This is a genomic window from Arthrobacter sp. TmtSoilC77 (assembly GCF_059739415.1).
In genome coordinates, this window is record NZ_AP046050.1 from 1,528,611 (window position 1) to 1,555,437 (window position 26,827).

The 26,827-nt window shown below is 62.7% G+C and carries 22 protein-coding genes; 7 read left to right on the forward strand and 15 right to left on the reverse strand.

What is annotated here, in order from left to right; genetic code table 11:
- Positions 1 to 92 precede the first annotated feature (92 nt).
- The gene (locus AC6I99_RS07110; RefSeq protein WP_224091845.1) at positions 93 to 518 is read right to left on the reverse strand and encodes a hypothetical protein; all 426 of its coding nucleotides are present in this window, start codon (positions 516 to 518) and stop codon (positions 93 to 95) included.
- A 196-nt stretch (positions 519 to 714) separates the two neighbouring features.
- Here AC6I99_RS07110 and AC6I99_RS07115 point away from each other — a divergent pair, with 196 nt between their 5' ends.
- Positions 715 to 1,311, forward strand: coding sequence for a dihydrofolate reductase family protein (locus AC6I99_RS07115; protein ID WP_224167488.1), 597 nt, complete (start codon positions 715 to 717; stop codon positions 1,309 to 1,311).
- Between the two features lie 160 nt (positions 1,312 to 1,471).
- Here the strand turns inward: AC6I99_RS07115 and AC6I99_RS07120 are convergent, their stop codons facing one another.
- Positions 1,472 to 2,491, reverse strand: coding sequence for a LacI family DNA-binding transcriptional regulator (locus tag AC6I99_RS07120; RefSeq protein WP_497945603.1), 1,020 nt, complete (start codon positions 2,489 to 2,491; stop codon positions 1,472 to 1,474).
- 133 nt (positions 2,492 to 2,624) lie between these two features.
- On the opposite strand from AC6I99_RS07120, the gene AC6I99_RS07125 reads away from it, so the two are divergent.
- Positions 2,625 to 4,073, forward strand: a complete 1,449-nt coding sequence (locus tag AC6I99_RS07125) for a sugar porter family MFS transporter (protein ID WP_497945601.1) — start codon at positions 2,625 to 2,627, stop codon at positions 4,071 to 4,073.
- A gap of 71 nt (positions 4,074 to 4,144) precedes the next feature.
- Here AC6I99_RS07125 and AC6I99_RS07130 read toward each other — a convergent pair whose 3' ends face one another.
- Entirely contained in the window at positions 4,145 to 4,819 is a 675-nt protein-coding gene (locus tag AC6I99_RS07130) for a haloacid dehalogenase type II (RefSeq protein WP_224091862.1), read from the reverse strand.
- Between the two features lie 60 nt (positions 4,820 to 4,879).
- Positions 4,880 to 6,064, reverse strand: coding sequence for an N-methyl-L-tryptophan oxidase (gene solA, locus AC6I99_RS07135; RefSeq protein ID WP_497945596.1), 1,185 nt, complete (start codon positions 6,062 to 6,064; stop codon positions 4,880 to 4,882).
- 167 nt (positions 6,065 to 6,231) lie between these two features.
- Here solA and AC6I99_RS07140 point away from each other — a divergent pair, with 167 nt between their 5' ends.
- From AC6I99_RS07140 to otnC, 4 genes are all read left to right on the forward strand, one after another.
- Positions 6,232 to 7,134 carry a LysR substrate-binding domain-containing protein gene (locus AC6I99_RS07140; protein WP_497945593.1) on the forward strand — a complete coding sequence of 301 codons (903 nt, stop codon included), beginning with the start codon at positions 6,232 to 6,234 and terminating at the stop codon, positions 7,132 to 7,134.
- A gap of 100 nt (positions 7,135 to 7,234) precedes the next feature.
- Entirely contained in the window at positions 7,235 to 7,951 is a 717-nt protein-coding gene (locus AC6I99_RS07145) for an aspartate/glutamate racemase family protein (protein WP_497945592.1), read from the forward strand.
- Entirely contained in the window at positions 7,944 to 9,230 is a 1,287-nt protein-coding gene (gene otnK, locus AC6I99_RS07150) for a 3-oxo-tetronate kinase (RefSeq protein ID WP_497945591.1), read from the forward strand. Before AC6I99_RS07145 ends, otnK begins: the two co-directional genes overlap by 8 nt.
- Positions 9,227 to 9,856, forward strand: coding sequence for a 3-oxo-tetronate 4-phosphate decarboxylase (otnC, locus tag AC6I99_RS07155; protein ID WP_497945590.1), 630 nt, complete (start codon positions 9,227 to 9,229; stop codon positions 9,854 to 9,856). The genes otnK and otnC overlap by 4 nt, the downstream gene beginning before the upstream one ends.
- Before the next feature lie 12 nt (positions 9,857 to 9,868).
- Here the strand turns inward: otnC and AC6I99_RS07160 are convergent, their stop codons facing one another.
- The 8 genes from AC6I99_RS07160 to nirB form a co-directional block, all read right to left on the reverse strand.
- Entirely contained in the window at positions 9,869 to 11,404 is a 1,536-nt protein-coding gene (locus tag AC6I99_RS07160) for a glycoside hydrolase family 32 protein (RefSeq protein WP_497945588.1), read from the reverse strand.
- A gap of 35 nt (positions 11,405 to 11,439) precedes the next feature.
- The gene (locus tag AC6I99_RS07165) at positions 11,440 to 12,327 is read right to left on the reverse strand and encodes a carbohydrate ABC transporter permease (protein ID WP_497945585.1); all 888 of its coding nucleotides are present in this window, start codon (positions 12,325 to 12,327) and stop codon (positions 11,440 to 11,442) included.
- Position 12,328: 1 nt separating this feature from the next.
- A complete protein-coding gene (locus tag AC6I99_RS07170; protein ID WP_224166877.1) occupies positions 12,329 to 13,291 on the reverse strand; it encodes a carbohydrate ABC transporter permease in 963 nt (320 codons plus the stop codon).
- Positions 13,292 to 13,377: 86 nt separating this feature from the next.
- Positions 13,378 to 14,673, reverse strand: coding sequence for a sugar ABC transporter substrate-binding protein (locus AC6I99_RS07175; RefSeq protein ID WP_497945577.1), 1,296 nt, complete (start codon positions 14,671 to 14,673; stop codon positions 13,378 to 13,380).
- Between the two features lie 141 nt (positions 14,674 to 14,814).
- Positions 14,815 to 15,834 carry a LacI family DNA-binding transcriptional regulator gene (locus AC6I99_RS07180; protein WP_224091879.1) on the reverse strand — a complete coding sequence of 340 codons (1,020 nt, stop codon included), beginning with the start codon at positions 15,832 to 15,834 and terminating at the stop codon, positions 14,815 to 14,817.
- 183 nt (positions 15,835 to 16,017) lie between these two features.
- Entirely contained in the window at positions 16,018 to 17,175 is a 1,158-nt protein-coding gene (locus AC6I99_RS07185) for a uroporphyrinogen-III synthase (protein ID WP_497945570.1), read from the reverse strand.
- 10 nt (positions 17,176 to 17,185) lie between these two features.
- Entirely contained in the window at positions 17,186 to 18,220 is a 1,035-nt protein-coding gene (gene cobA, locus AC6I99_RS07190) for a uroporphyrinogen-III C-methyltransferase (protein ID WP_497945566.1), read from the reverse strand.
- Positions 18,221 to 18,228: 8 nt separating this feature from the next.
- Positions 18,229 to 20,874, reverse strand: coding sequence for a nitrite reductase large subunit NirB (gene nirB / locus AC6I99_RS07195; RefSeq protein ID WP_497945564.1), 2,646 nt, complete (start codon positions 20,872 to 20,874; stop codon positions 18,229 to 18,231).
- 282 nt (positions 20,875 to 21,156) lie between these two features.
- On the opposite strand from nirB, the gene nirD reads away from it, so the two are divergent.
- Entirely contained in the window at positions 21,157 to 21,525 is a 369-nt protein-coding gene (nirD, locus tag AC6I99_RS07200; protein WP_497945563.1) for a nitrite reductase small subunit NirD, read from the forward strand.
- Positions 21,526 to 21,543: 18 nt separating this feature from the next.
- Here nirD and AC6I99_RS07205 read toward each other — a convergent pair whose 3' ends face one another.
- The 3 genes from AC6I99_RS07205 to AC6I99_RS07215 all read right to left on the reverse strand — a co-directional run bounded on the left by AC6I99_RS07205 (position 21,544) and on the right by AC6I99_RS07215 (position 26,722).
- Positions 21,544 to 23,289: a phospho-sugar mutase gene (locus tag AC6I99_RS07205; protein ID WP_497945562.1), complete on the reverse strand. Its 1,746-nt coding sequence runs from the start codon at positions 23,287 to 23,289 to the stop codon at positions 21,544 to 21,546.
- A gap of 100 nt (positions 23,290 to 23,389) precedes the next feature.
- Positions 23,390 to 25,027, reverse strand: a complete 1,638-nt coding sequence (locus AC6I99_RS07210; protein ID WP_497945561.1) for a glycoside hydrolase family 32 protein — start codon at positions 25,025 to 25,027, stop codon at positions 23,390 to 23,392.
- Between the two features lie 93 nt (positions 25,028 to 25,120).
- Positions 25,121 to 26,722 carry a glycoside hydrolase family 68 protein gene (locus AC6I99_RS07215; RefSeq protein ID WP_224166879.1) on the reverse strand — a complete coding sequence of 534 codons (1,602 nt, stop codon included), beginning with the start codon at positions 26,720 to 26,722 and terminating at the stop codon, positions 25,121 to 25,123.
- Positions 26,723 to 26,827: the final 105 nt, after the last annotated feature.

A 26,827-nucleotide genomic window follows, 5' to 3' on the forward strand; every position in this document is an offset into this window, starting at 1 on the left:
GCCTCCGGACTATCGCCCTTATGTTCCCACCGGGCCGGGGATCTGTCCATGAGGTGGAGTTATTCCTGTGATCCAGCGCGGCCGGCCGGATGTCACGCGATGATCCGGGTGAAGTTCAGGTCGAAGTCGTGCTCAAGCGGTGCACCGAGGTAGTTTCCCCGTTCCCAGCGGCCTGTGATGGTGTTCCCGTCCTCGCTGATGTGGCCAATGTAGCGTTGCGGCCAATCGGGGCCATCCCGGAAAAGGGTCCACACATTCCCTTCCAGGGTCATGTCCAGGACGCGGGCGACTCCTCGGGAATCAAAGTAGTGCTGCTGGAGTGCGCCGTCTGATCCTGTAGCGCCGATAGTGCAGATAGCATTCGGGAATTCCGGCCTCTCCACAGTGGAGCGTTGGATCAGGAAACCGCCGCCCTGCAGCCATTCGAACGTTGTTCGGCCCACAGCGTCCATGCCGGGGGCAGTAGTCTCCCATTCACCGACCAGGATGTTGAGTCGCTCCAACAGCACGGATGTCATGTGGTCCTCCTGAGATGTGTAGCCCCAGTTTCCGCCGCGGGTGGGGATTTGGCGAGGGTGGCCACTGGCTTCCTGACCCTCTTTGGCTGTCACTGGCCCACAAATCACCCAAAGGAGGTTGATTATGGCGGTACTCGTCGCCAAACAAGGTCAGGAAGCAACGCCCTATCGGGTTTCCCAGTGGCATGATGGGCAAATGAGTCGAGTGACGTGCGATCTGACCATCTCCCTGGACGGCTTCGTCGCCGGTCCCAACCAGCGAATGTCGGAGCCACTGGGCGACGGCGGAGAGCTGCTGCACCGATGGATGTTTGAAGAGGCCGAAGCCAACGCGGCCCAGGTTGAAGAAATCCTCGCTGCAGGTGCCTTCATCATGGGCCGGAACATGTTCGCGGGCCCCGGGCCGGACATGTGGGACGAGGAATGGCGGGGATGGTGGGGTGAGGAACCGCCCTATCACGCGCCGGTTTTCGTCCTGACCCACCATCAGCATGAGCCGTTGGAGATGCAGGGCGGCACCACCTTCCATTTCGTGACCGACGGGATCGAATCCGCCCTTGCCCAGGCACGGAAGGCCGCAGGAAGCAAAGACGTAGCCATCGCCGGCGGAGCCCGGACAGCCCGCCAGTACCTGGACGCAGGGCTGATGGACGAGTTGCGGCTCCACATTTCGCCCATGATCCTGGGCGGAGGCGAGCGGTTGTTGGACGGCGTGGGCAATCTCAAGCTTGAACCCACGGAAGTGGCCGGCACCAAACTCGTCACCCATGTGCGGTATAGCGTGGGCCGTTAAGAGGCCGCGTCACGGCCGCTAAGACGTCCCGTCAGCGCTGGAGCTTGCACCCACATCCAGCCCATTCATCATTCACCTTGAGCCTTTCATCAACCTCGCCGACCAGCAGGTCGCTGGCGAACCCATTCACGGCTGACCCCGACCCACACGTAAAACTCAACTAACCGGCTGCGCCCCTGACCCGCGCCGTGGAGTTGCGCACCACCAACTGCGGCATGAGGCGTTCGTCGGCGATAGGGGCATCCGGATTATTGAGCCGCTCCAGGGCTACTGTGCCGGCGGTCCGGCCCAATTCAACGGCATGCAAATCCACGGATGTGAGGTCGATGCCGTGCAGGTGTGCTGTCCTGGAATTGTCGTAGCCCACAAGGGACAAATCTTCGGGAATCGAGAGTCCCCGTGCGTAGGCCGCTTCACGGACGCCGAGGGCCAGCTGGTCGTTGTGGGTGAAGATTGCCGTGGGCCGGTGGTGCTGGTTCAGTATTTGTGCGGCGGCCCGCTCTCCTGCGTCCGGCGTGAAGTCCTCTGCGGCAACCGTCTGCGGCGTGAGTCCGGCGGCCCGCATTGTCTGCTCGTAACTCTGGCGGCGGACGACGTGGCCGTCGTAGACCGGGCCAGAGAGATGGGCGATGCGCGTATGCCCGAGGCCAAGTAGATGTTCAGTTGCCGCCCGAGCCCCCGCAAGGTCATCCGAGTAGACACTGTCCACGCCGGGCACCGGCCGGGTCACACTCACCAGCGGGACGATCCGGGCCATCTCCTGCACGTGTTCGTCCGAGTCCAGCAGCGTCGCGGCGATGATAATTCCGACCCGGGCCTCAATCAGCGATTCCAGCGCGCCGGGATCCACACCATCCACGGACCGCGAAACGCTCAGGATGAGCCGGTTGTTGTCTTGGGGGAGCGCCGTGCGGACGCCGCTGAGGACATCAGCGTAAATCTCGTTGCGGATATCCAGCAGATAAAGCCCGACGGCGGAACGGTGCTTGCGTGCCAGATCGGCTGCTACCGCGTTGGGCCGGTACCCGAGACGCTTCGCGGCCTCGAAGATGGCCTGCTTCGTCTCGTGGCTGACACCTGGCGCGCCGCGAAAGGCGAAGGACACCAAGGTGCGGGACACGCCCACTTCGCGCGCGACGTCGCTTTGCGTGGCGGGGCGGTGTTGAGGGTCAGGAGCCATAGTTCATCCTCCCACGGGCAAAGCGGGTAAATTCATCATTTGTTAGTTTGACCTTACATTTAAGCCTTTCGCGCGTTAGTCTGGATTCAGCGCGGGCGAGTATGGCCCGCAACACACTGACAAAGGAGTCCTGATGTCTGCTACGCAAACGCAGAGCAAAGGAACCGGCAATGCCGCCCTTCCCCCGCTAACCAATGGCCCACACCGTAAGCGGCTGGGCCTTGTTGCCTTGGTGGCAACGTTCGGCGGCCTGCTGTTCGGCTACGACACGGGTGTCATCAACGGCGCACTGAGGCCAATGACGGCCGACCTCGCCCTGACGCCGCTCACGGAAGGAATCGTCACCAGTTCGCTTTTGTTTGGCGCAGCTGCCGGAGCAGTCGGAGGTGGCCGCCTCTCCGATAGCTGGGGCCGCAGGAAGACGATCATCCTCCTGGCCGTGCTGTTCCTCACTGGTACCTTGGCCTGTGTCTCGGCGCCAAGCTTCGAGGTAATGGTCATTGGGCGCATTATCCTCGGCCTGGCCGTAGGCGGTGCTTCCACTGTGGTGCCCGTCTTCCTTGCCGAGCTGGCGCCCTACGAAATCCGTGGTTCCCTGGCCGGGCGGAACGAACTCATGATCGTCATCGGCCAGCTGGCTGCGTTCGTTGTCAACGCCATCATCGGCAATGTCTGGGGCGAAGTTGACGGGGTCTGGCGGATCATGCTCGCTGTTGCCGCCCTTCCCGCCATCGCACTGTTCTTTGGCATGCTGCGGATGCCGGAATCTCCTCGCTGGCTGATCTCAAAGGGCAGAAACCCGGAGGCCTTGGCGGTGCTGAAGACCATTCGTTCGGACGATCGCGCCGAGGCAGAAATGGCAGACGTAAAGCACCTCGCGGACGAAGAAAGGGCATCGAGGGCTACCTCATGGGGTGCACTGAAGGACAAGTGGATCCTGCGCATCATTCTTGTAGGCATCGGGTTGGGTGTGGCTCAACAGCTGACGGGCATCAACTCGATCATGTACTACGGCCAATCCGTACTCGTTGAGGCCGGATTCGACTCCAACGCCGCCCTCATCGCCAACATCGCGCCCGGTGTGATCGCCGTCGTCGGGGGTGTCATTGCACTGACGCTGATGCAGCGCGTTAACCGCCGCACCACGCTGCTCCTTGGTTTCACCTTGACCACGGTCTGCCACTTCCTCATCGGCATCGCGTCGATCGTCCTCCCCGTGGGCAATGCAGCCAGGCCGTTCGTGATCCTTTTCCTGGTTGTGGCGTTCGTGGGATCGATGCAGACGTTCCTGAACATTGCGGTCTGGGTGATGCTGTCCGAGATCTTCCCGTTGCACGTCCGCGGCTTCGCCATCGGCCTGTCCGTCTTCTGCCTCTGGATCGCAAACGCCCTGCTGGGTCTCTTCTTCCCCACACTCGTTGCCGGGATGGGTATCACGGGAACGTTCTTCCTGTTTGGTGTTGTGGGCATCCTCGCCCTGGTCTTCATCTACACCCAGGTCCCGGAAACCCGGGGACGTACGCTGGAGGCGCTCGAAGAGGACGTGACCACCGGCGCCATCTACCTGGTGCACAAGAACTAGCCGGTTTTCCAAACCGCCGGAGGGGAGCGCCGCTTAATGCGTCGTTCCCCTCCGGCGGTTTTTGCGAATATCTACAGACCGAGGTGCCTATTGAGCTCGTCCAGGGACTTCACAGTGGCGATGTTGTACCCGTCGGCGAAGGGTTCAGCACCACGGTCCAGCATGACAAGGTCCCGGAAGCCCAGGTTGTACATCGGGATGTGGTCATACAGGGGATGCGAGGAGACGTGCAGGAAGTCCTCCGGCCTGGCATCCAGGGTATCGAGCATGTACTCGAACGCTTGAAGACGCGGTTTGTAGGCCCGGGCCTGCTCAGCGGTAAACACAGCGTGCCACTCTGCACCGAGCTTGGGAATGCTGATGTCCAGGAAACTGTCGTCGGCGTTGGACAGGGCCACCAGCTTGTAGTTGTCGCCTTGGAGCTTCAGCGCAGCCGGCACATCCTCGTGGGCGACGGAGCTGCGTACCGCTTCAGCAAGCTCTGCGCCGGCACCCGGGGTCGGTCCAATGCCAAACCGCTTGCACGCGCGGTCAAAGGCACTCTGAAGGATCTCGACGTAGGGCTTGTAGTCGCCATTGACCTCGTCGAACCGGTACGCGCGGAATACCTTCTTGAAGGCAAGCCACTGTTCTTCGGGGATGCGATCGGCGAGCAAGCGCTGGGTGGTGGGGTAAATGTTGAAATTGATCAGCGTTCCGTAGACATCGTAGGAGATGTACTTCGGCCGAAAGTTCGTGTCTGCCATGATTCGTCCGTTCTTAAGGATCTTGTATTTTTTTGGGGGTAGAGGAGGGGATTCTTAGGCTCAACCCAGAGCCAGTGAGGAGAGCCGTGCGTCTGGTCCGAGGAACCTCGCGGGGTTCAGGAAACTGACGTCTGTGGCCGTTGTTCCGTCCAGCACAAGGTCTGCGGCAACGGCTCCCAGCGCGGAGGCCATCTTGAAGCCGTGGCCGGAGAAGCCGGCGGCGGCCACCACGCCTTCCATTCCGGGAACCAGCCCCAGCAGCCCCGTCGCGTCAGGCAAATGACCATCCGCGCACACGGCAACCCGAAGGGGTTCCGGAACCAGTCCGGGAATGAACTCCCGGACCCACGCCCGGATGGTGTTCAAATGCCGGGGATCCCAGGTAGGAGGCTTCTCCATGGACTCAACCTCATCCAGGAATATGCTCGCGACGACTTTCACCGTCCAACCGTCAGCACTCGGGAATCCGTAGAACTGGGCTTTGTCCGGCCTGCCGTCTTCCTCGGCCCTCCTGAGGAAGACCGGCATGTCTTCCCTGCAGAATGTTGCCGGGTCCGCAGCGGGGAACCAGGTAAGGATTTGCGGCAGGACGGAAAGGTGGACGCCGAGTTCTTTGCAGAGTGCTCCCGCACCGTTGCCTTGGGAGATGATCACCCGCGAGGCAATGATTTCTTCCTGGTCTGTCCGGACGAGGTATCGGTCACCATGCTTCTCAACGCTGTGTGCTTTCCGGTTTCCGAGGAACCGGGCGCCAAGGCGGGCGGCCTCTGCCAGGGCCACCGTCACGGCCTTCTCCGACTTCAGGTAACCGCCCTCCGGATCAAGGATTGTAACGTCCGTGTCCCTAATCACGTGTTCGGGATACTTTGCCCTTGCTTCTTCGCCCCGGAGAAGCTGGTAGTCAAGGCCGTTGTCTTTCCCCGCTGCAAGGAGGGATGCCAGCCGCGGGTTGTTGTCGTCGTAAATCGTGACAGCGCCGGTGGTGGTGAGTAGCTCGGTACCGGTGGCTTTCTCCAGTTCACGCCAAAGGTCCTGTGACCTCTGTAGGAGAGGGGTGTAGTGCCCGCCTTCTGCGTATACCTTGCGGAAGATACGGGATTCCCCGGCGTAGGCGGAGAAGGGGCCCGGGATTGAAAACCTGTCAATTCCGATGACCCGCTGACCGCGGGAGGCGAGCTGCCAACTTGCCATGCTTCCTACGGAGCCGACACCGACGATGACGACGTCCGTTTCGAGTGCAGTCATGCTTTACCTTGCTTTCCCTTATTGCGCGCCGTTGTTCCGGTTTCGGGTTCAGTTGGAGAGCTCCACCGTCGGCTGTGCTTCCAGTCACTCGAGCGTACGACACAAAAAGAAGCCGATTAAGGGGCTGTGAGACAATGCATTGTTTCCAAAAACGAAAGAAGCAGGAGATGGACCTTACATCGATCGATGATTTGGAGTTTTTTGAACAGATCTCCCGTTCCCAGAGCCTCACTGAAGCAGCCAGGAACTGGGGAAAGTCGGTGTCAGCCGTCAGCAAACGCCTTGCTGCGCTGGAGTCACGGCTTGGGGTAGCGCTGGTCCGGCGCAGCACCCGCCGACTGACCCTCACCGAAGAGGGACAACGTTATGCGACAGGTGCCGTGGCCATCCTGCAGCAGAAAACAGATCTCGAAGACGCGCTGTCCGTGCAGCATGGTGAGCTCAAGGGGCGCCTCCGTGTGCACTCGAGCCTGGGCATTGGACGCAAGCACATTGCGCCGCTGCTGGGGGAGTTCGTCCGGCAGCACCCCCTGATTCAGATAGACCTGGAGCTTTCGCCGCTGCCTTTGAACATAGCCGGCACGAATTTCGACATCGCGGTCCGCGTTGGAGGATTGTCGGACTCCAGGCTCAAGGGAAAACTCCTCGCGCCGAACCGGAGGATTGTGTGCGCCGCGCCGGGCTATATGAAAGGTGCCCCTCCGCTGCGGACCATCAGGGATCTGGAGCGCCACAACTGCATCGTCCTGCGGGAAAACAATGCCGACTATTCGCTGTGGCGCTTTGGAGGACAGGGGCAGGATTACGTCGATGTCAGAGGCAGCATGATCAGCGACGACGGAGACGTAGTGACCGACTGGTGCATCCAGGGCCTCGGGTTGATTATGCGCTCTACGTGGCACGTCAACCCGCTGATCCGTCAGGGAGTACTCCAGCAGATCCTCCCGGACGTCCCGACCCCAAGCGCCGATATTTTTGCCCTTTACCCTGCCACGGCCAAAACACCCCGCCGGATCACCGCGGCCATTGACCATCTGCGCCAGGGGCTGGCGGCGAGGTTGGGGTCCTAGCTTTCCTCACTACAAGGGGACCACTTCTTTCGTTTTCAGAAAGAATGGGTTGTCCGATGCGCTGATAATCATTGGCTTTTTGTGCCATACGCTCGTTTGCATGACTAACCCCCCGGTACTTGCAATGTTGCACACCATCCCCGGCTTGGTGAAGGACATGGAAACCCTCGCCTCCGAGGTAGTCCCGGGCCTTCGTGTCCTGCACTACGTGGACGAATCCCTGCTCCAGGACACCATTGCCATGGGAACAACGCCAGGACATGTTCGACGACGGCTGGTCAACTATGCGCGCTACGCCGAGGAATCAGGTGCCCAGGCATTGTTGGTGAGTTGCTCCTCCATCGGCGAAGCCGCAATTGCCGCCAAGGACTTTGTCTCCATCCCCGTTCTGCGTATCGACGCTCCCATGGCCGGGGTCGCCGTCGAATCGGGTGCCAGGATCGGAGTGCTCGCGACCCTGTCCGCAACCCTCGGACCAACCACCCGCCTTGTCCGGGACTCCGCCGAAAGGCGGAACAAAAAGCCCGACATCACCGCCAGAATGGTCGACGGCGCTTTCCAGGCTCTGCGAGCAGGTGACCGTCAGCTGCATGACAGCTTGGTGCTCGCCGCGTTCTCGGAACTGGCAGCGGAGTGCGATGTGATCGTTCTCGCCCAAGCGTCGATGGCCCGCGTCGTTGACCACACCCAAGGAGAGCTGGGAGGACCTCTTGTGCTGGCTTCGCCGGATTCTGGAATGAGCCAGCTCAGCTCTCTTTTTCCTTCCCACGACTCATCAACAGCGCCGGTAACCGAGAAAGATCCGAACCATGTCTGACATACCAACGCAGGCCAATGCCCCTTGGCTGGGCGTTATCGCCGATGACTTCACAGGAGCCTCGGACGTGGCCGGCACCCTTGCCAGCGCCGGAATGCGGGTAGTGCAGTCCTTCGGCACGCCTGACCCATCAACGAACCTGGACGATGTTGACTGCATCGTCATTTCACTGAAGACCCGCAGCGTGCCGGCCGCCGCGGCCGTAGAACAGTCTCTGGCCGCGGCGCGTGCCCTGAAATCCCTCGGCGTGCAGCAGCTCTACTTCAAGTACTGCTCCACGTTCGACTCAACTCCGGAAGGCAACATCGGCCCAGTGGCAGATGCCCTACGCGAAGAGTTAGTCCCGGCCGGCATGGTCACAGTCGTTGCTCCAGGAACTCCTGCATTACGACGGACCGTATACAACGGCGTTCTGTTCGCCGGTACGGACCTCCTGCAGGAATCATCCATGCGTCACCACCCGCTGACCCCGATGACGGATTCGAACGTGCCACGACTTCTCCAGGCCCAAACCAGCAACCCCGTGGGTCACATCGGCCATGGAGCAATAGAGGCAGGAGCATCCGCGGTTGGCGCGGAACTCGAAACCCTGGGCAGTCAAGGTGCCGGGTACGTGGTCGTCGACACACTCAGCGACCACCACCTCACCGTGCTCGGGGCTGCACTCCTGGATCACCCGCTCGTCACTGGCGGATCGGGACTGGTGGGAGGCTTGGCGGCGGCGCGTGGGCACCGTGTCACACCGGACTTGGGGAATGCCAGCCGTCCTACCGGTCCGGCCGCAGTGGTCGCGGGCAGTTGCTCGGAGATGACGAACGCCCAAATCCAAGTGTTCCGCCAGATGCACCCCTGCTTCCAGGTGGATCCTGTCGCCATCGTCGAAGGACGGGACGTAGTGGCCGAAGCGCTGATATTCGCCCGGGAAAATCTGCCCGGCGGGCCCATCCTGATACATTCCACTACTTCTCCAGAGGAAGTCCTGAGTGCCCAAAGGCATCTTGGCAAGGCCCGGGCTGCCGAAATAGCCGAAGACGCCCTATCCGCGATCGCGGAAGGACTCGTCGGGATGGGCTGCCGCCAACTCATAATCGCCGGCGGAGAAACCTCCGGCGCTGTGGTCCGCAGGCTCGGCATCACGACAGCCCGCGTCGGCAAGGAAGTCTCACCCGGGGTGCCATGGCTGGAAACCGAAACCGACCCACGGCTGTCCATCCTGCTCAAGTCCGGAAACCTCGGAGACCCGCGGCTCTTCCTTGATGCATGGGACCATGGCCGATGACCGGCATGGACAGCCGCCAGGAGCTCGTCCGGTTGGCCAGGTCCCTCCACCAAAGGGGGCTGACCCGGGGAACATCCGGAAACCTTAGCCTACGGGTGGACGGCGGAATGCTGGTCACCCCCACAAACGCTTCCCTGGGCGAACTCAGGACCGAAGATCTGGCCATGGTCTCCGGCACCGGAGAACACCTGTCCGGGGGCCGCCCCTCCAAAGAGGCCTTTCTTCACCTGGCGATGTACAAGGCAAGGCCGCAGGACCATGCCGCCGTCCATCTGCATTCCACCTACGCCACCGCCCTTTCGTGCCTGGCGGACCTGGATGACGAAGACGTTCTGCCACCATTGACGGCCTACTTTGCCATGAGGGTTGGACGGCTGGTCCGGTTGCCGTATTTCGCGCCGGGCGACGAGGGCTTGGGCGTGACGGCCCAAAAAGCTGCGGCATCGAGCCGTGCCCTGCTGCTGGCCAACCACGGACCGATCGTTTCCGCGCCCTCCCTGCCACAAGCGGTGGACGCTGTTGAGGAGGTAGAAGAAACAGCACGTCTGTTCTTCCTCCTTCAAGGCCACGCGACACGACCCCTCCAACCCGCCCAGGTGGCCCGGCTTTCCGCACCCCGCGTGTAGTTGGTGCTGCCGTTACTGCACGACGGCGAAGCTCACCAGGTTGGCCCCCTCACCTTCTGCAAGGAGGGCAAGGGCCGTACTGGAGTCCGCCGGAAAGATTTGATCGGTGATGGTCGCCCTGCCGTCCTGGGCGAAGACCTCCACGGAACAGCGGTCCACAAAGATGCGAAGCCGTATCCGGCCATCTTCCAGAGGTACAGCAACGCGATCCACTGAAGGAAATGCCTCGTGGAATCCGACGTTGCCGGATTCGGTGCGGTCCAGGCTGAGTTCCCCCGTCGCCGGGTCGTAGGCCAGCACTGTGCACTCCATACCTGCGGAAAAGCCGCCCGGTGCGGCCCCTTGCCGGGGGTCGGCCCGCAGCACGATGCCGACCCTTCCGGCATGCCCGGGCTCGAACTCGGCATCGATCCTTAGCACGTCCCCGGATACCTCTTCGGGAAGCCACGTCAGGCCGGGTTCCAGCCGTTGCCCAGCCAGTGCCAAATTCTCCGTCGCATGGTCTTCAAAGGGGTCAATTGCCTCCTGTAACAACACGGGACGCCCGCCTCGGGAAACCAGCTTCACTTCGCGAACGAGCGACATGGCGCTGCGCCAGCCGTCTGAGGGTGTCTCAGCGGCGTACTGCCAATTGTTCATCCAGCCGATCATGAGCCGGCGTCCGCCGGGTACGTTGCTGAAGGAGACGGCGGCGTAGTAGTCCCGGCCCCAGTCGAGCCAGCCGTACTCGGCCATCCGGGTGTCATCGGCCTGGAGGCCTTCGGTGACGGTTGTTTCGGAATGGAACGTCACGCCGTCGAACGTTCCGAGGAAGTACTGGCCGCCGGAGCCGCCGGCGATACCGCCCGGGCTGAGGTTTACCACCAGAACCCACCGGGTGTTGGAGGCGTCGCCATCCACTGGAAGTTCAAACAGGTCCGGACATTCCCACACGCCTTCTGTGGCGTTCGCCGGGCCGAAGGTGCTGAGGTATTCCCAGGACAGCAGGTCCGGTGAGCTATAGAGCACGACTTCACGACGGGCTGCTTCGACGGCGACCATGACCCAGTAACTGCCGGCGTCGCCGTCGTACCAAAAGACTTTCGGATCACGGAAGTCCGGGGAGGCCCTGTCCAGCACAGGGTTTCCCGAGTACTTCGTCCAGGTGGCGCCGTCATCCGTGCTGTAGGCAAGGGACTGCGCTTGAAGGCCGGCCATGGGCGAGCCGGAGGTGTAGGCGCTCGTATAGATCGCCACGAGGGGCGGGTTGTCTGCGGTGCCGAGACCGCTCGTGTTATGGATATCCACCACAGCGGAGCCGGAGTAGATGGCTTCCTCGTCATCGCAGGGGATGGCAACTGGCTGCTCATCCCAACGCAGCAGGTCCACCGAGGTGGCGTGGCCCCAGGACATGTTGCCCCACGTATCGCCGTCCGGGTTGTGCTGGTAGAAGAGGTGGTAGACGCCCTTGGAGTAGAGAAGTCCGTTGGGGTCGTTGAGCCAGTTGCGCTGCGCGGAGTAGTGCCACTGGGGCCGGTACCGGCAGTCGAGGTCGGCGGTTGTGTTCATGGGAGTATTTCCCTTTCGCATGAGGGACAAGATGGTCAGCCCTTGACGCCGCTGGAGGCGATGCTGTTGATGAAGGAGCGCTGGAACGCGATGAACAGCACTACCACCGGGACGGTGATGAGGGAGGCATAAGCCATGACTTCGCCCCAGGAGACGTTGAGTTGGAAGAAGTATTGGATGCCGATCATGACGGGCCGGAGCTCCTCGGACTGGACCACCATGAGCGGCCAAAGGTAGGAGTTCCAGGCGGGCAGGAACGTCAGGATCGCCACCGTGGCTGTAGCTGGGCCTGCCAGGGGCATCACCACCAGGCGGTAGATCCTGAACCAGCCAGCGCCGTCAATCCTCGCGGCCTCATCCAGTTCCTTCGGGATCGACTCAAAGTACTGGTGGTACAGGTAGATGGAGAACGCATTGGCGATGAACGGGATGATCTGGACCTGGTACGTGTCCAGCCAGCCCTTGGAGATCTCGAGGCTGAACCCGTTGAGCTCAAAGAACGGCAACTGGTTCACCCACCACACCAGCGGCAGCGCCAGCGTCTGGAAGGGGACGATCAGCGTGGCCAGGATCGCGGTGAACACTATGCGCTTGCCGCGGACCTCCATCCGGGACAGGGCGAAGGCGCAGAGGCTGTTGATGAAGATCCCCAGCACCACTGTCACAGCAGAAACGCCGATGGAGTTGATCAGGAAGCGGGCGGCTGGCACACGGTCAAACACAGCAGCGTAGTTGTCGAACGAGATATTGCCGATGGGCAGGAAGGCTGCCACCGAGGTCATGTCCCCGAAGATCTGATGGTCCGGCTTGAGTGAAGACACCAGCATGAACACGAGAGGGAATGCGGCGACGACGGCGAACAGGATCCGCACCAGCATGGTCCCTGCACTGCTGAGACGCTTGGATGTGAGTGTCTCTTTCATGTCAGTCCTTCTCTCGGGTCAGGTAGCGCTGCACTGCGGAGATCAGCAGCACAAGGACGAAGAATACGAGGGAGATGGCCGATGCATAGGATGTTTCCTGCTGCTTGAAGCCGGAGCGCACCGCCTCGAAAATAATGGTGGTGGTGGAATCGAGCGGCCCGCCCTGGGTCATGACGCTGACTTGGTCGAAGAGCCCGAGCGCCTGGATGGTGATGGTCACCAGGATCAGGGTTCGGGTATGTCTGAGGCCCGGCCAGGTTACGTACCGGAACTGGTGCCAGCGGCTTGCCCCGTCAAGCTGGGCTGCCTCGTACAGTTCCCCGGAGATGCTCTGCAGGCCGGCAAGCCAGATGATCATGTGGAAGCCGGCGGCCTGCCAGATGGACAGGATGATGATGGCAGGCATGGATGTGGCTGGATCGTTGAGCCAGTCCGGGCCGTCGATCAGGCCGAAGCTGGCCGCGGACAGGAACTCATTGATCAGCCCGTCCTTGCGGTACATGAACAGCCACAGCAGGGACACCACCACCATGGACGTCACCACCGGAAGGAAGTACAGGGTGCGGAAGAAGTTCACCCCGCGGAACTTCTTGTTGATCAGGAGCGCCATCGCCAGGGCAAGGCCGGACTGGACGGGCACCACTACAACCGCGAAGTAGCTGACATTCAGCAGTGCGCGCCAGAACGTGGGATCCGTGAAGAGGCGGACGAAATTGTCCGCACCCACAAACTCAACGGGTCGCGGTGACACAAGGCGGGCATTGGTGAAGGCCAGGCCGAAGCCCAGGATCGCGGGGAGGAACACAAAGAGCAGAAGCAGGGCTGCGGCGGGGGCAATCATTGCCCATCCGCTCAGCTGCTCGCGCAGGTAGCGCGGCCGGCGGTGGGGTTTGCTGGGCGGTGCCGCCGGGGCGGGGGCCGCCACGCGGCGGCCAGGACTTGGGGGAATTTGGGTGGTTGTCATGGGATTCTCCGTAGACAGTCGGGGGCCGGGAGGTCCGACGACGGCGGCAGGGTGAGTGCCGCCGTCGCCCGTCCGGCTGCCGCCGGCTAGTTCTTGTAGCCGCCGTTGGACTTGATGTTGGCGTCAATCGCCTTGACCGCCTTGTCCAGGGCCGCCTTGGGATCCGCGCCGGCAAGGATGTCCTGGACAGCCTTGCCATATTCGGTGGCGATGAACGGGTAAGCCGGGGTTTCGGGCCGCAATACCGCGTAGTGACGCGAGAACTCCATGAAGATACGGTTGGCACCGCCCTCGGCGAATGCGGGAATCAGGGCCGCGGCTTCATTGGTGGCCGGGATGCCTCCAGTTGCCTTGATGACGGACGCCACGTTTTCAGGCTTCAAGGAATAGGACAGATAGTCCATCGCGGCATCCATATTGTTGCAGCCGCTGGTGACGCCCCACTGCCAGGAAGCTCCGCCGATCTTGGGACCGTTGCCCAGATCCACGCTGGGCATGACCACCAGCTCATCTCCCAGGGCAGCCCGGGCCTTGTCCCCGGCCCAGGAGCCGGTGTAGAGGAGGCCGCTCTTGTTGTTCAGGAAGTCCTGGGTGGAATCTTTCCCGCTCTTCGTCGCCATGAAGCCCTGATCCGCCAGCCCGCGGAACCACTTGGCCCATTCGACAGCCTTATCGCCATTCAGGGCTCCGTCGGCAGACTGGTAGTCCCCGCGGTTGATCAGGTCTCCGCCGAAGGACTGCAGGAACGGCGAGTACGCATAGGGCAGCCACTCGCCGGTTCCGGCAGTACCCATGTCCAGTGGGTAATCCCATTTACCCAGTGCCTTGAGTTTGGTCAACGCGTCCTGGAACTCGTCCTTCGTCCATGGCTTCTCTATGGTGGCGACCCGGACGCCCGCCGCTGCGAGATCGGATTTGCGGGCAAACATGGACAAAGCGACGTCGCCGTACCCAACCGCATAGGTCTCGCCCTGCCACTTGGCAACAGTGCTGGGGAGGTTCTTGGAAAGGTCCGCGGACAGCTTCAGCGGCGCCAGGTACTTGGCCCATGCCCAGTTGGGAACGTTGGGCCCGTCAATGTCCACGATGCAGGGAAGTTTCCCGGCTGACGCAGCCCCCACGACGGAATCGTTGTAGGACTCCTGCGGGAAGGCCTGCACCTTGATCTGCGCCTTCGCGCCACTGCTTTTGTTATAGGAGTCAACGATCGCCTGGGTCGCCGCCAGTTCCTCCGGGTTTCCGGCGGCGTGGGTCCACATGGTGATCTCTTTGGGGCCATCGCCTGTGGACGAGGAACTGCCCTTGCCGCAGGCGCCCAGACTGCCGACGAGGGCCGCCGCAGCTATGCTGGTTGCCAGGATCCGCGTGAATCGTTTGTTCATGATTCTCAATCTTTCTGCTGATTTTGGGTGTGGATGATTGGCCCGGGTCCTTCGGGGCGCAGCCGCTGCAACGGCTGCGCCCCTCTTCTTGCGGAATTCCGGTGTGGTGACGTGGTGTTTCGTGTGGGTTGGTGGTTTATGTCAGCGTGGCGGTGCCACCGAACCCCGTTCGATGACGGGGCAGATGAGTTTTTTCTGCCCCGGCGGCGTGCCGGGTTTTTCAATGTCGTCCAGGAGCCGGGTAACGGCCCAGCACCCCATCTCGTAATGCGGAAGGGCAACGGTGGTCAGCCCTGGCCACAGCGCATCTGCGATGAGTTCAAGGTTGTCCATTCCCACCACTGAGAGGTCTTCCGGGATGCGAAGGCCTGCTGCCGAAGCCGATTGGTAGGCGCCCATGGCCATGCGGTCGTTGAAGCAGAACAGGGCAGTGGGCCGATCAGGTAAAGACAGCAGTTGTGCCGCTGCCTGCCTGCCGCCGACAGTGTCCGAGACCGCGGAGGCGACGAGCCGGGGATCTTCCGGCAGCCCGTTGCGGAGTAGGGCGTTTCGGTAGCCCTCCAGCCGTCCGTGCGTGGCCGGGATGTCGTCAATATTGTTGATCATCCCGATCCTTGTATGCCCTGCAGCAGCCAGGATTTCCACCGCACTTTCCGCGGCGGCGATTTCATCCGGGACCACTGAGGAGATTGAACTGTCAGCGGAGGCCGCGTCCAGCAGGACCGTGGGGACTTCGTAAAGCTCCTCGGGAACCGTGACGCCCTGGTGGTACATCCGGGCGTAAACGATCCCGTCCACCTGGTGTTGCTGGAGGGTTTGGATTTCGTGTTTCTCAAGATCGTTGTCAAGCCCCGAATTGAGCACCATCAGCAGGTAGCCCCGCTGATACGCGGTTTCCTGGGCGCCACGGATCATGGCCCCGGCAAAGGGCGTGGTGGTGATTTGATCACTGACGAGGCCAATTATCTGCGAACGCTGGTTCCGCAGTCCGCTGGCCAAACGATTGGGGGCGTAGCCCAGATCCTTGGCCACCGCCCGGACGTGTTCTTGCGTTTTGCGGTTCACGCGATCGCTGGTGGCGTCGTTGAGGGCATGGGAAACAGTGGTGATTGAAACGCCGGCAGCCTTCGCCACTTCGCGGATTCCTACCTTCGTCGTCATCGACAGCCCTTTGCAAAACGTTTTGAATGTTGTCTGGATCACACTACCTAAAACGTTTTGCAACTGTCAAGGCAAGGGGCACGCCCTTAAAAGCGAAAGGCACCGCACGTCCTGGACGTTGCGGTGCCTTGTTGAGCAAGGGTCTGCAGGCGGGCTTGACCCGGGCTAGCGAGCCCAGGGAACTTAAGCCCGCAGCCGGTACCCCCGCTTCACGACGGTTTCTATGAGCTTGCCGTCCGGAAGCGAGGAGCGAAGCCGGCTGACTGTCATGTCCAGGGCGTGCACGGAACCGCGGAGGTCCAGGAGGTCCGAGAGCGATTCACGGGACAGCACCGCACCACCGGCGCCCAGCAGGGCCCGGAGCAAGAGCAGGGGCGCCGGAGCGAGTTCCACTACTTCGCCATTGATTCGCAGGCAGCGCCCGCGGAGTTCGATGGTGGCGCTCTTGGTTTCCAGGCGGCGCACGTGGTTCAAGGACAGGTGCTCCGTCACCAGGCGAATGAGTGCGCCCATGCGGTAACGGTCGGGAATGAGTGGCGTCAGGCCGGCGTCGACCAGTGGCTGTGCCGTGACGGGCCCGACGGCGGCAACCGTGACGGGCCCCTTGAGCGCCTCGATGAGCTGACGGTACAGGCCCATCTCGTGCGCGGTGCTCCACATCGCGTCCACTGCGGGGGCGCTGGTGAAGGTCAGGACGTCAAGGTTGCCGTTGCACACGGCCTCGATCAGGCGCGGGAGTTTGTCCTCGCCGTCGGGCTTGACCCAGCGGTATGGCGTCACCGTCAGGACCGTGGCGCCGGACATCCGGAGGCGCTCCAGCTGGCGCACATCGGTGTACCCGTGCAGCTGCACAGCAACGGTCTTGCCCCGGACGCCCTCCGCCAGGAGCATGTCCACAAGTGTCGCCGTGGTTTCGTCACTGCTGATTCCGACGTCGGCAAGGCCGGCCGCGCGGACGGCCCCCCGGGCTTTGGGTCCCCGAACGAACATGCGGCAGGCCGAGAGTGTTTCCAGGAGTTGCTCGCCGATGCCGAAGGAGTCCGCCGCCTCGCACCAGCGGCGCATGCCATAGGCCGTGGTGGCGATGCAGATATCCGGCTTGGCGGCGATGATGGTGCGGGTGTCCTCGATGAGGACCATGTCCTCCTGCACGGGCGCGATTTTCAAGGCCGGGGCATGGAGCACGCTCGCACCGCGCCGTTCCAGGGCCTCGATGAGGTCCCTGGAACGGCGATGCGAGGTAACGCCGATGCGGAACCCGTCCAAGGGCGCTTCGGTAGCTTCTGAAACGTCCGTGGCGGTTGTGACGTCTTGGATTTCAAAGGCACGTGCAACAGTCATTGATTTACTTTCAGGCTTCAAGGAGCGAAGCCGCGAGTCGGCTCAGTTCAGCGGATGCTTCGGCATGATTACGGTTGGCTTCAGCCACCCGGACCACCTCGCCTATGACCAGCACGGCCGGGTTGCTGCAACCGGTGGCTGCCGTTTCGATCGTACCCAGATCGGCGATGGTGGTGCGTTGGCCCGGGCGGTAGCCGCGCTCCACTACGGCCATCGGCATGTCGGCCTCCATGCCCGCCCGGCGCAAACCGGCGGCAAGCTGCGGGAGCGTTCCGATGCCCATAAGGACCACGATCGTGCCGCCGAGTCCTGCCAGGTGCGTGTGTTCCTTCTCCGTCAGCGGGGCGTGTCCGGAAACCACGGTGAACATGTGGCTGACCTCGCGGTGCGTTACCGGAATTCCCGCTGCAGCCGGAACGGAGATAGCACTCGTAACGCCGGAGATCACGCGGACGGGAACGCCAGCGGCAACGCAGGCTGCCACTTCTTCGCCGCCGCGGCCAAAGACGTATGGATCGCCGCCCTTGAGCCGGACCACGTTCTTGCCCAGGAGCGCAGCTTCCACCATGAGTTTCTCGATGTCACGCTGCGTGACCTTGTGGTGCCCGGGCTGCTTTCCAACGTCCACCAACTCGCCGGACGTCAGGTCGGCCAGCTCCTGGTACGGGGCCAGGCGATCGTAAAACACGACGTCGGCATCGCGGAGGGCGTCCACCGCACCAACCGTGAGGAGATCCAGGGCGCCCGGACCACCGCCCACCAGGGTCACATGCCCCTCGATGCCTGGTGCCGGCTCGAAAGCTACCGGAATACCGGCACCGCCGCAGCGTTCAACCAAAGGCTCCCAGCCGGCGTCGCCGTCGTCCACCACTGCTACCAGGAACGGACGCTCGGGCAGCGGTCCGTCGCCGGGTGCGCCGGCAGGCGTGCTGAGGCGGTAAACGTTGGCCCCGGCAGCCTCGTAGCGGCGGACGGCCTGGCGGGCGGCTTTTTCGGATCCCGTGACGAGGACGTCGCGGCCTGTGAGATCAATGGTGAGCTGCATGGGTTCCCCTACTTCTCTGCGCCGACGGGTTCTGCGCCGACAGTTTCGCGGCGGACCGGGATGGTGGAGGCGATGAGCACTCCGCCCTTTTCCTCGTTCGTCGCAGGGCGGATCTGGCCCCGCTCCGGAACGAAGGAGATGGACTCGTCCTTCTGGTTGGGGGCGTTGACGAAGGAACGGAAACGGCGGAGGCGCTCCGGGTCCTTCAAGGTCTCAGCCCACTCGTCCTCGTAGGTGTCGATGTGCTTGGCCATGGCCGCTTCAAGCTCCTCGGCGATGCCAAGCGAGTCGTGTACCACTACTTCCTCGACGTGCTTGATGCCGCCGTCGAGCTCTTCCTGCCAACGCGCGGTGCGCTGCAGGCGGTCGGCGGTACGGATGTAGTACATGAGGTAGCGGTCGATGTACTTCAGCAGTGTTTCGTCATCCAGGTCCTTGGCAAGCAACTGTGCGTGTGCCGGGGTAGCACCACCGTTGCCGCCGACGTACAGGTTCCAGCCGTCAGCCGTGGCGATGACGCCGACGTCCTTGCCGCGGGCCTCCGCGCATTCGCGGGCGCAACCGGACACGCCCATCTTCAGCTTGTGCGGGCTGCGCAGGCCCCGGTAGCGCAGTTCCAGGGCGATGGCCATGGCTACGGAATCCTGGACGCCGAAGCGGCACCACGTGGACCCAACGCAGGACTTCACCGTGCGCAGGCTCTTGCCATAGGCCTGGCCGGATTCGAAGCCGGCATCAACCAGTTCCTTCCAGATGTCCGGCAGCTGCTCGAGGCGCGCACCGAACATATCGATACGCTGGCCGCCGGTGATCTTGGTGTACAGGTTGTACTTTTCCGCGACCGCTGCGATGACACCGAGACCCTTGGGAGTAATTTCACCACCGGCAATACGCGGTACCACCGAGTAGGTGCCGTCCTTCTGCATGTTCGCCAAGGCGCGGTCGTTGGTGTCCTGCAGGGAACCACGGCCGGCATCCAGGACGTAGGCGGAGTGCTGGCTGGCCAGGATGGAGGCGATGGTCGGCTTGCAGATATCGCAACCAGCACCCGTGCCGTACTTGGCCATGATGTCTTCGAAGGAGGTAAGTTCCAGGACACGGATGGCGTCGAACAGCTCCTGGCGGGACAGGCTGATGTGTTCGCACAGGGCCTTGGAAACCTCGATGCCGGACTTCTTCAGTTCGCCTTCGAGGAGCTTCTTCAGCATGGGGACGCAGGAACCACACTGGGTGCCGGCACGCGTGCAGGCTTTGACCTCACCGAGTTCCTGGACCGGGGCGTTGCCTTCGCAGGCACCGCACCCATTGATGGTGTCGCGAATGGTTCCGGCGGACACGTTGTTGCAGGAGCACAGGATTGCATCGTCAGGCAGCTCGGTTTCCGGAGCCTCTCCGCCACCGGCAGCGCTCAGGAAGGCGCCGGGCTCGGCAGGCAATTCACGTCCCAGCAGCGGACGCAGGCTCATGTAAGGCGAAGCATCGCCGACGAAGATGCCGCCCAGGAGGGTCTTGGCATCGTCAGTGGTGACGATCTTCTGGTAAACGCCACGGGCGGGGTCTGCGTAGACGATTTCGAGGGAGTGCTCAGTCGTGGCGAAGGCATCGCCGAAGCTCGCCACATCCACCCCGGACAACTTCAGCTTGGTGGCCGTGTCGAAGCCCGGGAACGTCGCCTCGCCGCCGTGCAGGCGGTCGGCAACGATCTCGGCCATGGTGTTTGCCGGAGCAACGAGGCCCAGGCACATGCCCTCGAAGTTGGCCACTTCACCGATAGCCCAAATACCGTCCACCTCGGTGGCACAGAAATCGTTGATCACCACGCCGCCGCGCTGGCCCAGGCTAAACAGCTGCTCTTCGCCCTCAGCTGCGCGGAAGAGATCATCGCGCGGCTTTACACCGATAGCCACGATCACGAGGTCCGCATCAATAATGCGGCCATCTGCCATCAGGACGCCGGTGACCTGGCCGTCGTCGTCCGTCAGTACCTCGGACGGGAAGACACCGCCGTGGACTTCGAAGCCCTTCGCCTCGATCAGGCGGCCAAGTGCCTGGCCGGCGCCTTCATCCAACTGCGTGTTCATGAGCCACGGCGCACCGTTGATGACGATCGGCGTGGCGCCCAGCTGCTCGGTGCCTGCAGCGGATTCAAGGCCCAGCAAGCCACCGCCGATGGTGACCGCGTTAACCTTGCGGCCCAGTTTTTCGCGGAGCTCCGCAATGGCCTTGTTAATCGCCCAAACGTCCTCGAGCGTGCGGTAAACGTGGGTGTGCTCGGAGCCAGGGATGGGGAGCCGGGCTGCATCCGAACCAGAGGCAACCACCAGGTGGTCGTATTCGTACTTGTTGCCCGCCGCGGTGAGGACACTCTTGGCAACGGAATCAATCTTGACTGCGCGCTCGCCGGTCTTCAGCGTCAGGGCCTCGTGGTCCCACATGGCAGCATCGCCCAGGGTGAGGTCCACGTCGGTTTCCGTCAGCGCCTTGCTCAAGGCAACGCGGTCGTAGGGGAGGTGCGCCTCTTCGGTCAGAACCGTAACCTGCCAGCCTTCAAGACCGCGGTTGTACATTGCGTCGGCGAAACGGTGGGCCGCAGGGCCGCCTCCGACGACAACGATGCGGCGCGGGTTCTCTGTACTTGAAGTGTGTCCGGTCACTGGTGGGCCTTTCGCAGATGTTGCAGACGGATCTCCGCAACTTGTGCTTCCAGCCTAGGGACGGGCAGTTTCGCTTCAGTTTCCCCTTTGTTTCGTGATCTTAACTTCTGCATCACGAACGCATTTCGCAAGGTGTGAGGTCTCTTTTACGCACCGGACACAAATGCGGACCCCCGATGAAACACCCGCGCCCTAGCTTTGAAGAGTGGCCGCAAGCGTGGCCCGGTCCGGGGGAGTGAAGGTGGAAATTGCCAGCGCCCGGACACAGTGAGAGGGGCTGAAATGACCGTAATTCTGGACCGTGCCGACGAGCTGACTACTACCGCCGTTGGCGAATGGCACCGTGTGTGCGCAGTGGATGAACTCGAAGTGGCCTGGGGCGAAGCGGCATTGATCGAGGGCCGCCAGGTAGCGTTGTTCCGCATCGCACCCGGCGAAGTCTTCGCCGTCGCACAGCAGGACCCGGCCACCCTGGCCAACGTCATGGCCCGCGGCATTATCGGGTCCCGCGGCAGCCGGCCGACCATTGCGTCGCCGCTGCACAAAGAGGTTTACGACCTCGAAACCGGTGAGTGCTTCACCGACCCCGACCTTAAGCTCGCAACCTTTGCCACCCGCCTTGTGGATGGCTATATCGAGGTTGAACTCTAAAACGCCGGACTCCGGCGGCTACAAACCCAACGCCTCGCGGACATCCCCAAGGACATCGTCCAGGGATGTCCGCGCTGCTTGGCGTGCTGCAGGAAGCTCTGCCGCCGACTCCACAGCCTGGATCACCTCCAGGTAACACTTGAGCTTTGGTTCGGTGCCGCTGGGCCGGATGATCACGCGGCTCTGGTCCCGTGTGAGATACAAAAGCCCGTCCGTGGGCGGCAGGGATTCGCTGCCTTCGGCAAGATCGGTGAAAACCTCGACGGCGGAGCCTCCAAACGCTTCCGGCGGGTTGACGCGTAATCGGTTCATCATGGCGTCCAGGAGACCCAGGTCCGCCACGCGGATGCTCAACTGGTCACTCGCATGAAGCCCGTGCACCAGGTACAGCTCATCCAGGGTGTCGAAGATCGTCTTGCCCTCGGCCTTTGCGGTTGCCGCCAATTCCGCGATCAACACCGCCGCCGAGATGCCGTCCTTGTCCCGGACCAGATCCGGCGCCACGCAATAACCCAGCGCTTCCTCGTAACCATAGGTGAGTCCTGGAACGCGCGAAATCCACTTGAAGCCCGTGAGCGTTTCCTCATGGGCATATCCCGCCGCAAACGCAATGCGCGACAACAGCCGCGAGGACACGATCGAGTTGGCGAAGACGCCTGCCCTGGGTTCTTCGCCGGCACCGGCGGCCATCCGTGCAACGATATGGGCGCCCAGGAGCGCACCCACTTCGTCCCCGCGCAGCATCCGCCAGGCTCCCGTTGCAGGGTCAACCGCAGCGACCGCCGCGCGATCGGCATCGGGGTCATTGGCCAAGACGATGTCGGCACCCAGGTCCGCAGCAGCCGCGAGAGCCAGGTCCAGGGCGCCGGGCTCTTCCGGGTTGGGGAATGCGACCGTGGGGAAATCAGGGTCCGGCTCGGCCTGTTCCGCCACGAGCGTGACATTTGCGAAGCCGGCTGCATTCAGCACGGATACGGCTGTTTCACCACCCACGCCATGCATGGGGGTCAGGACGATCTTCAGGTCCCGGGCGGGGAAGTGCTCTGCATCCACCAAGCCTGCCATCGCGGCTTGGTAGTCAGCGGTGATGGAGGTGGGCAGGACAGTCCAGCCATCGTCTGCCAGCGTGATCGACTCCAATGCGCCCACGGCCTCAATCTTTTCGGCAATCTGAGCATCGTACGGGGCCACGATCTGGGAACCGCGCCCGCTTTCAGATACTGCATGGCGTCCCAGGTAGACCTTGTAACCGTTGTCCTGCGGCGGGTTGTGGCTCGCTGTGACCATGACACCGCCGTCGCAATCCAGTGACCTGACCGCGTAGGCGAGCAACGGCGTCGGAAGCGCTGCCGGCATCAGGAAGGTTTCAATGCCTGCTGCCGTAAAGATTGCAGCCGTCTCTTGCGCGAAGATGTCTGAGTTGTAGCGGGCGTCAAAGCCGACGACGGCGCGCGGCCGGGTACCCGGTGCAGCTGCGGCCACCACTTCGGCCAGGAAAGCAGCCAAGCCGGCCGCTGCCCGGCGGACCACCACCCTGTTCATCCGGTTGGGGCCTGGTCCGAGGGCAGCTCGAAGGCCGGCGGTGCCAAACTGCAGGGTGCCATTGAAGCTGTCGCCCAGTTCCTGGACTGCTCCTGCGTCACCGCCGCTGGCGAGGTCGGTGAGCTCAAGGAGAGCTGCCGACGTCGTGGGGTCCGGATCGTGGGAAGCCCATTCGCGGGCGTCGGTGAGCAGCTGGTTAAGGGCGGCATCGCTTGATGTCATAGGGACAAAACTATCCTCATTGCCCACATCAAAGGCAACGCGGGGTCAGATACGGCCCATAAATCTGGTCGTAATGGGCCGTATCTGACCCCGCGTTGCTTTAGAGCGAGCGGGATTGGACGGTGAAGTCCGTGTTCCCATCCATGCTGAACACAGAAGATCCCGTGTTGTCCCAGTCCGGGAAGAAGATGTCGGAAATAACTGCCGCACCATCCTGGGCGAAGACCTCCACGGACGAGGAATCCAGGAGGATACGCAGGTGGACTTTGCTGTCGCTGCCGGAGGAGGGAAGGGCAACCTCGTGATAGGGGCTGAATTTCTCCGAGAAATTGCTTGTCCCGGCCTTGGAACGGTCAACCTTTACCGTGCGCTTTTCCTTGTTGTAGGAGATACGCAGGCTGGCGCTGCCATCAGCCGATCGACGAAGGAGAATACCTGCTTCCCGCGCGGAGGTAAGGTCCATTTCGAGGTCAATGAGCTGCGTACGGGCGGAGAAATCGGCGCCAAGATCCTGCGCGTCCGGCCCGACGGTGAGGTTTTTGCTCTTCACCTCACCACCGGAACTGTCAGCCATGGTGTTAAGGGCCTGGGTGGCGATCGCCGAGCGGAGCTCCAAGCGCTTTTCGCCCCGTACCAGGGTGAGTTCGCGGGGGATTGCCATGGACCCGCGCCACGGCGTGGTGGGAACGTGTTGGGCGTAATCCCAATTGCCCATCCAGCCAAGGAGCACTGGCTTGCCGCCGGGTGCTCCGGAGATGGAGTTTGCCGCGTAGTAGTCGGCGCCATGGTCCAGCCACTGGGATTCGGTGAGCGGAGCATCGGCGGGCGCGGCGTTTTCAGCCGTAAAACGGGTGCCGTCGAATTCGCCGACGAAGTACTGCATGCCTGAGCCGCCCGCGATGCCGCCGGGGTTGATGCTCAGCAGCATGACCCACTTCTTCGCTGTGGAGCCCTCTACGTCCATCTGGACGAGTTCGGGCACCTCCCAGAGTCCGCCCTGGGCGCCGACCCCGGAGAAATCACTGAGGAAGTCCCAGTGCAGAAGATCCGTGGATTTGAACATCTTCACTACCTGCGCGTCCGCCACGACCGTGGTCATCACCCAGTATCGGCCGGGCTCGTACCAAGTGATCTTGGGGTCGCGGAAGTTGTTGTTGGTAGGCGCCAGGTTCAGGACCGGGTTGCCCTTGTACTTCTGCCAGGTGCTTCCGTTGTCCAGGCTGAAGGCCACGGACTGTGCCTGGGCACCTTGGGGGAGTGCGCCGTTCTTTCCATATGCACTGGTGTAGAGGGCCACCATGGGTGGGTTCTGCGCGGACCCCAGCCCGGACGCGTTGTTCTTATCCATCACGATCGAACCGGAGAAGATTTCCTCCTGCGGGCTTGCCTCCATGGCAACAGCCTGCTGTTCCCAGTGCACCAGGTCCGTGCTGGTGGAGTGGCCCCAGGACATGTTGCCCCACGAGTTTCCCCGAGGGTTGTACTGGTAGAAGGCGTGGTAGGTCCCATTGTGGTAAACGAGGCCGTTGGGATCGTTGAGCCAGTTCTTGTCAGCAGTCAGGTGGGCTGCCGGCCGCCATGGATCCGAAGCCGATGGCCGGTGCCCGCCCGTGGCGGGGGCCGACGTCGGGCTTTCAGGTGCTGGAGCAGTGCAGGCAGCGGCGGAAAAGGCGACCACGACGGCGGCACTTGCGGCCAGCAGATGACGGCGGGACAGGCGGGGATTGGGGTAAGTCATGGGGAGAGATCCTGGGGTTGGGGAGTGGCAGGGGTGCCGGCCCTTATGGAGCCCGCACCCCTGCCGTGGCCTTAAGGCCGGGGGTGTTGCGGCCTACTTGTAGAGGCCTTCGCCGCCAACGCGGAGGTTGGTGGGCAGGTAGCCGAACGGGCCGAGGCCGTTCTTGCCGAAGGTGCGGTCAACCTGCGTCACGCCACCCTGGAAGTTCATCTTCACGGTGGGGGACAGGGAGCCGCCGCGGACGCCGTCCACGTTGTCGATGAACGACTGCACGAGGCCGCCAGGCTGTACGTAGTGCGAGTAAGCCTGGAACTGACGGCCGTTCTGGCGCGGGTCCGGACCCTCCGGCGCATTGGCCGGCATGTTCAGGTCCGTGGGGGAGCCCAGGGCCAGGCCGCTGTTGTTCACCGGCTGGAAGTCGGAGCGAACGCCGTTGCCCACGAAGCCGTAGACGCCGTCCGGGCCGCGCATGCCATCCGCGTAGGTGAACTGGTGGCTGATGGTGAACAGGTAGTACTTGTTCTTGCCGTTTTCGTTCTGGATGTAGATCTGCGGACGCTCAGTCTGGTCGTTGACGCAGTTGGCGGACAGGATCGGGGGCAGGAAGCTCCACTTGGTGAGGTCCTTGTTGTCTGCAACTGCCAGGCCCACGTTGGCGGTCTGGTACCAGGCGCCGGTGGTGGTGTTGACCTGGTTCACGGTCTCGGCGTGAGGATCGCCCGGACGGTAGCCGAGGTCTTCCTGCTTGCACTTGTAGTCGCCGCGGTTGCCGCCGGTGTTGCCTTCGAAGACCATGAAGGTTTTGCCCGGGTGCGCCGGGTCCGCGAAGGTGTACGGGTCACGGAAGGCGAAGCCCGGGTTCTGGGCCTTGTTCTGGTACATCTTTCCGTCCGGCTCCAGCAGCTTGGTGTGCTCGAAGCCGTCGAAGGTCACGCCGTCCTGGTTGGCGTGGATGTTGCCCAGGGCCTTGGCGATGACAGCATCCGGAGCGATGCCGCCGCCACCGGCGTTGCGCTCAGCGACGTCGTAGAACGTGGTGGCCGTGTAGAAGACGTTGATCTTGTTGCCCTGCATGAGGCGCGTCGAGCCGGACCACTCGGTGTTGCCGATGGACGTGTTGTCCAGGAACAGGTGTCCGCCGTAGTTCCACTTGTCCTTGGCCGGATCGGCGTTGGTCTTGCGGAAGAAGTACCCGATCCGGGCGTTCCAGTGGCGCTGGTCGAAGCCGTAGCCGGCGTGCCGGTCAGCTACCAGGGAGAAGATGACGTCCCAGCCCTTGTAGCTGATCTGGTTCGCGTTCTCGTCTGTCAGGGACCAGGTGTCCCAGACCCAGACGTCGTCGTTCATGGCGGGGAAGTCCTTGGGGATTTCCGGCATGGTGACGTCCGGGCTCATGGAGTTCTGGCCCGGAGCAACGTTGGTGTTGCTCTGTGCCATGATCTGCTTGGCGTCTGCCCGCGTCCATTTGGACGTGAAGTCGGCGGCGGGGTCGTACGCCTCCTGCGTGTGGACGGAGGGCAGTGGGAAGCCGGGCGTGGGTGCCGGCATGGTGTTCGACGGCGGGTCGGCCGGCAGGTTGGCCTGCGCGGCCGGGGTCACCAGCAGGATGCTGCCGGCAACGCTGGCTGCGGCTGCGAGGGCGGCTGCCTGTCGCAGACGGCGGCGCGGCCGTGTTGGGGTTGAGTGCGTGTTCATGCTTGCTCTTCTCGCGGAGTGTTGGACTTCGTGGAGTGCTATCAACTCCGGCGTCCGTCGATCCGCTGAAGGCGTCTTCGAGGGACGCCATCGTTTCGAGGTGCG

What these genes read in the sequence shown, in the direction of transcription:
- AC6I99_RS07110 (WP_224091845.1), bottom strand. Translation starts at nt 518, where the DNA reads ATGACATCCGTGCTGTTGGAGCGACTCAACATCCTGGTCGGTGAATGG.
- AC6I99_RS07115 (WP_224167488.1), top strand. Translation starts at nt 715, where the DNA reads ATGAGTCGAGTGACGTGCGATCTGACCATCTCCCTGGACGGCTTCGTC.
- AC6I99_RS07120 (WP_497945603.1), bottom strand. Translation starts at nt 2,491, where the DNA reads ATGGCTCCTGACCCTCAACACCGCCCCGCCACGCAAAGCGACGTCGCG.
- AC6I99_RS07125 (WP_497945601.1), top strand. Translation starts at nt 2,625, where the DNA reads ATGTCTGCTACGCAAACGCAGAGCAAAGGAACCGGCAATGCCGCCCTT.
- AC6I99_RS07130 (WP_224091862.1), bottom strand. Translation starts at nt 4,819, where the DNA reads ATGGCAGACACGAACTTTCGGCCGAAGTACATCTCCTACGATGTCTAC.
- solA (WP_497945596.1), bottom strand. Translation starts at nt 6,064, where the DNA reads ATGACTGCACTCGAAACGGACGTCGTCATCGTCGGTGTCGGCTCCGTA.
- AC6I99_RS07140 (WP_497945593.1), top strand. Translation starts at nt 6,232, where the DNA reads ATGGACCTTACATCGATCGATGATTTGGAGTTTTTTGAACAGATCTCC.
- AC6I99_RS07145 (WP_497945592.1), top strand. Translation starts at nt 7,235, where the DNA reads ATGACTAACCCCCCGGTACTTGCAATGTTGCACACCATCCCCGGCTTG.
- otnK (WP_497945591.1), top strand. Translation starts at nt 7,944, where the DNA reads ATGTCTGACATACCAACGCAGGCCAATGCCCCTTGGCTGGGCGTTATC.
- otnC (WP_497945590.1), top strand. Translation starts at nt 9,227, where the DNA reads ATGACCGGCATGGACAGCCGCCAGGAGCTCGTCCGGTTGGCCAGGTCC.
- AC6I99_RS07160 (WP_497945588.1), bottom strand. Translation starts at nt 11,404, where the DNA reads ATGAACACAACCGCCGACCTCGACTGCCGGTACCGGCCCCAGTGGCAC.
- AC6I99_RS07165 (WP_497945585.1), bottom strand. Translation starts at nt 12,327, where the DNA reads ATGAAAGAGACACTCACATCCAAGCGTCTCAGCAGTGCAGGGACCATG.
- AC6I99_RS07170 (WP_224166877.1), bottom strand. Translation starts at nt 13,291, where the DNA reads ATGACAACCACCCAAATTCCCCCAAGTCCTGGCCGCCGCGTGGCGGCC.
- AC6I99_RS07175 (WP_497945577.1), bottom strand. Translation starts at nt 14,673, where the DNA reads ATGAACAAACGATTCACGCGGATCCTGGCAACCAGCATAGCTGCGGCG.
- AC6I99_RS07180 (WP_224091879.1), bottom strand. Translation starts at nt 15,834, where the DNA reads ATGACGACGAAGGTAGGAATCCGCGAAGTGGCGAAGGCTGCCGGCGTT.
- AC6I99_RS07185 (WP_497945570.1), bottom strand. Translation starts at nt 17,175, where the DNA reads ATGACTGTTGCACGTGCCTTTGAAATCCAAGACGTCACAACCGCCACG.
- cobA (WP_497945566.1), bottom strand. Translation starts at nt 18,220, where the DNA reads ATGCAGCTCACCATTGATCTCACAGGCCGCGACGTCCTCGTCACGGGA.
- nirD (WP_497945563.1), top strand. Translation starts at nt 21,157, where the DNA reads ATGACCGTAATTCTGGACCGTGCCGACGAGCTGACTACTACCGCCGTT.
- AC6I99_RS07205 (WP_497945562.1), bottom strand. Translation starts at nt 23,289, where the DNA reads ATGACATCAAGCGATGCCGCCCTTAACCAGCTGCTCACCGACGCCCGC.
- AC6I99_RS07210 (WP_497945561.1), bottom strand. Translation starts at nt 25,027, where the DNA reads ATGACTTACCCCAATCCCCGCCTGTCCCGCCGTCATCTGCTGGCCGCA.
- AC6I99_RS07215 (WP_224166879.1), bottom strand. Translation starts at nt 26,722, where the DNA reads ATGAACACGCACTCAACCCCAACACGGCCGCGCCGCCGTCTGCGACAG.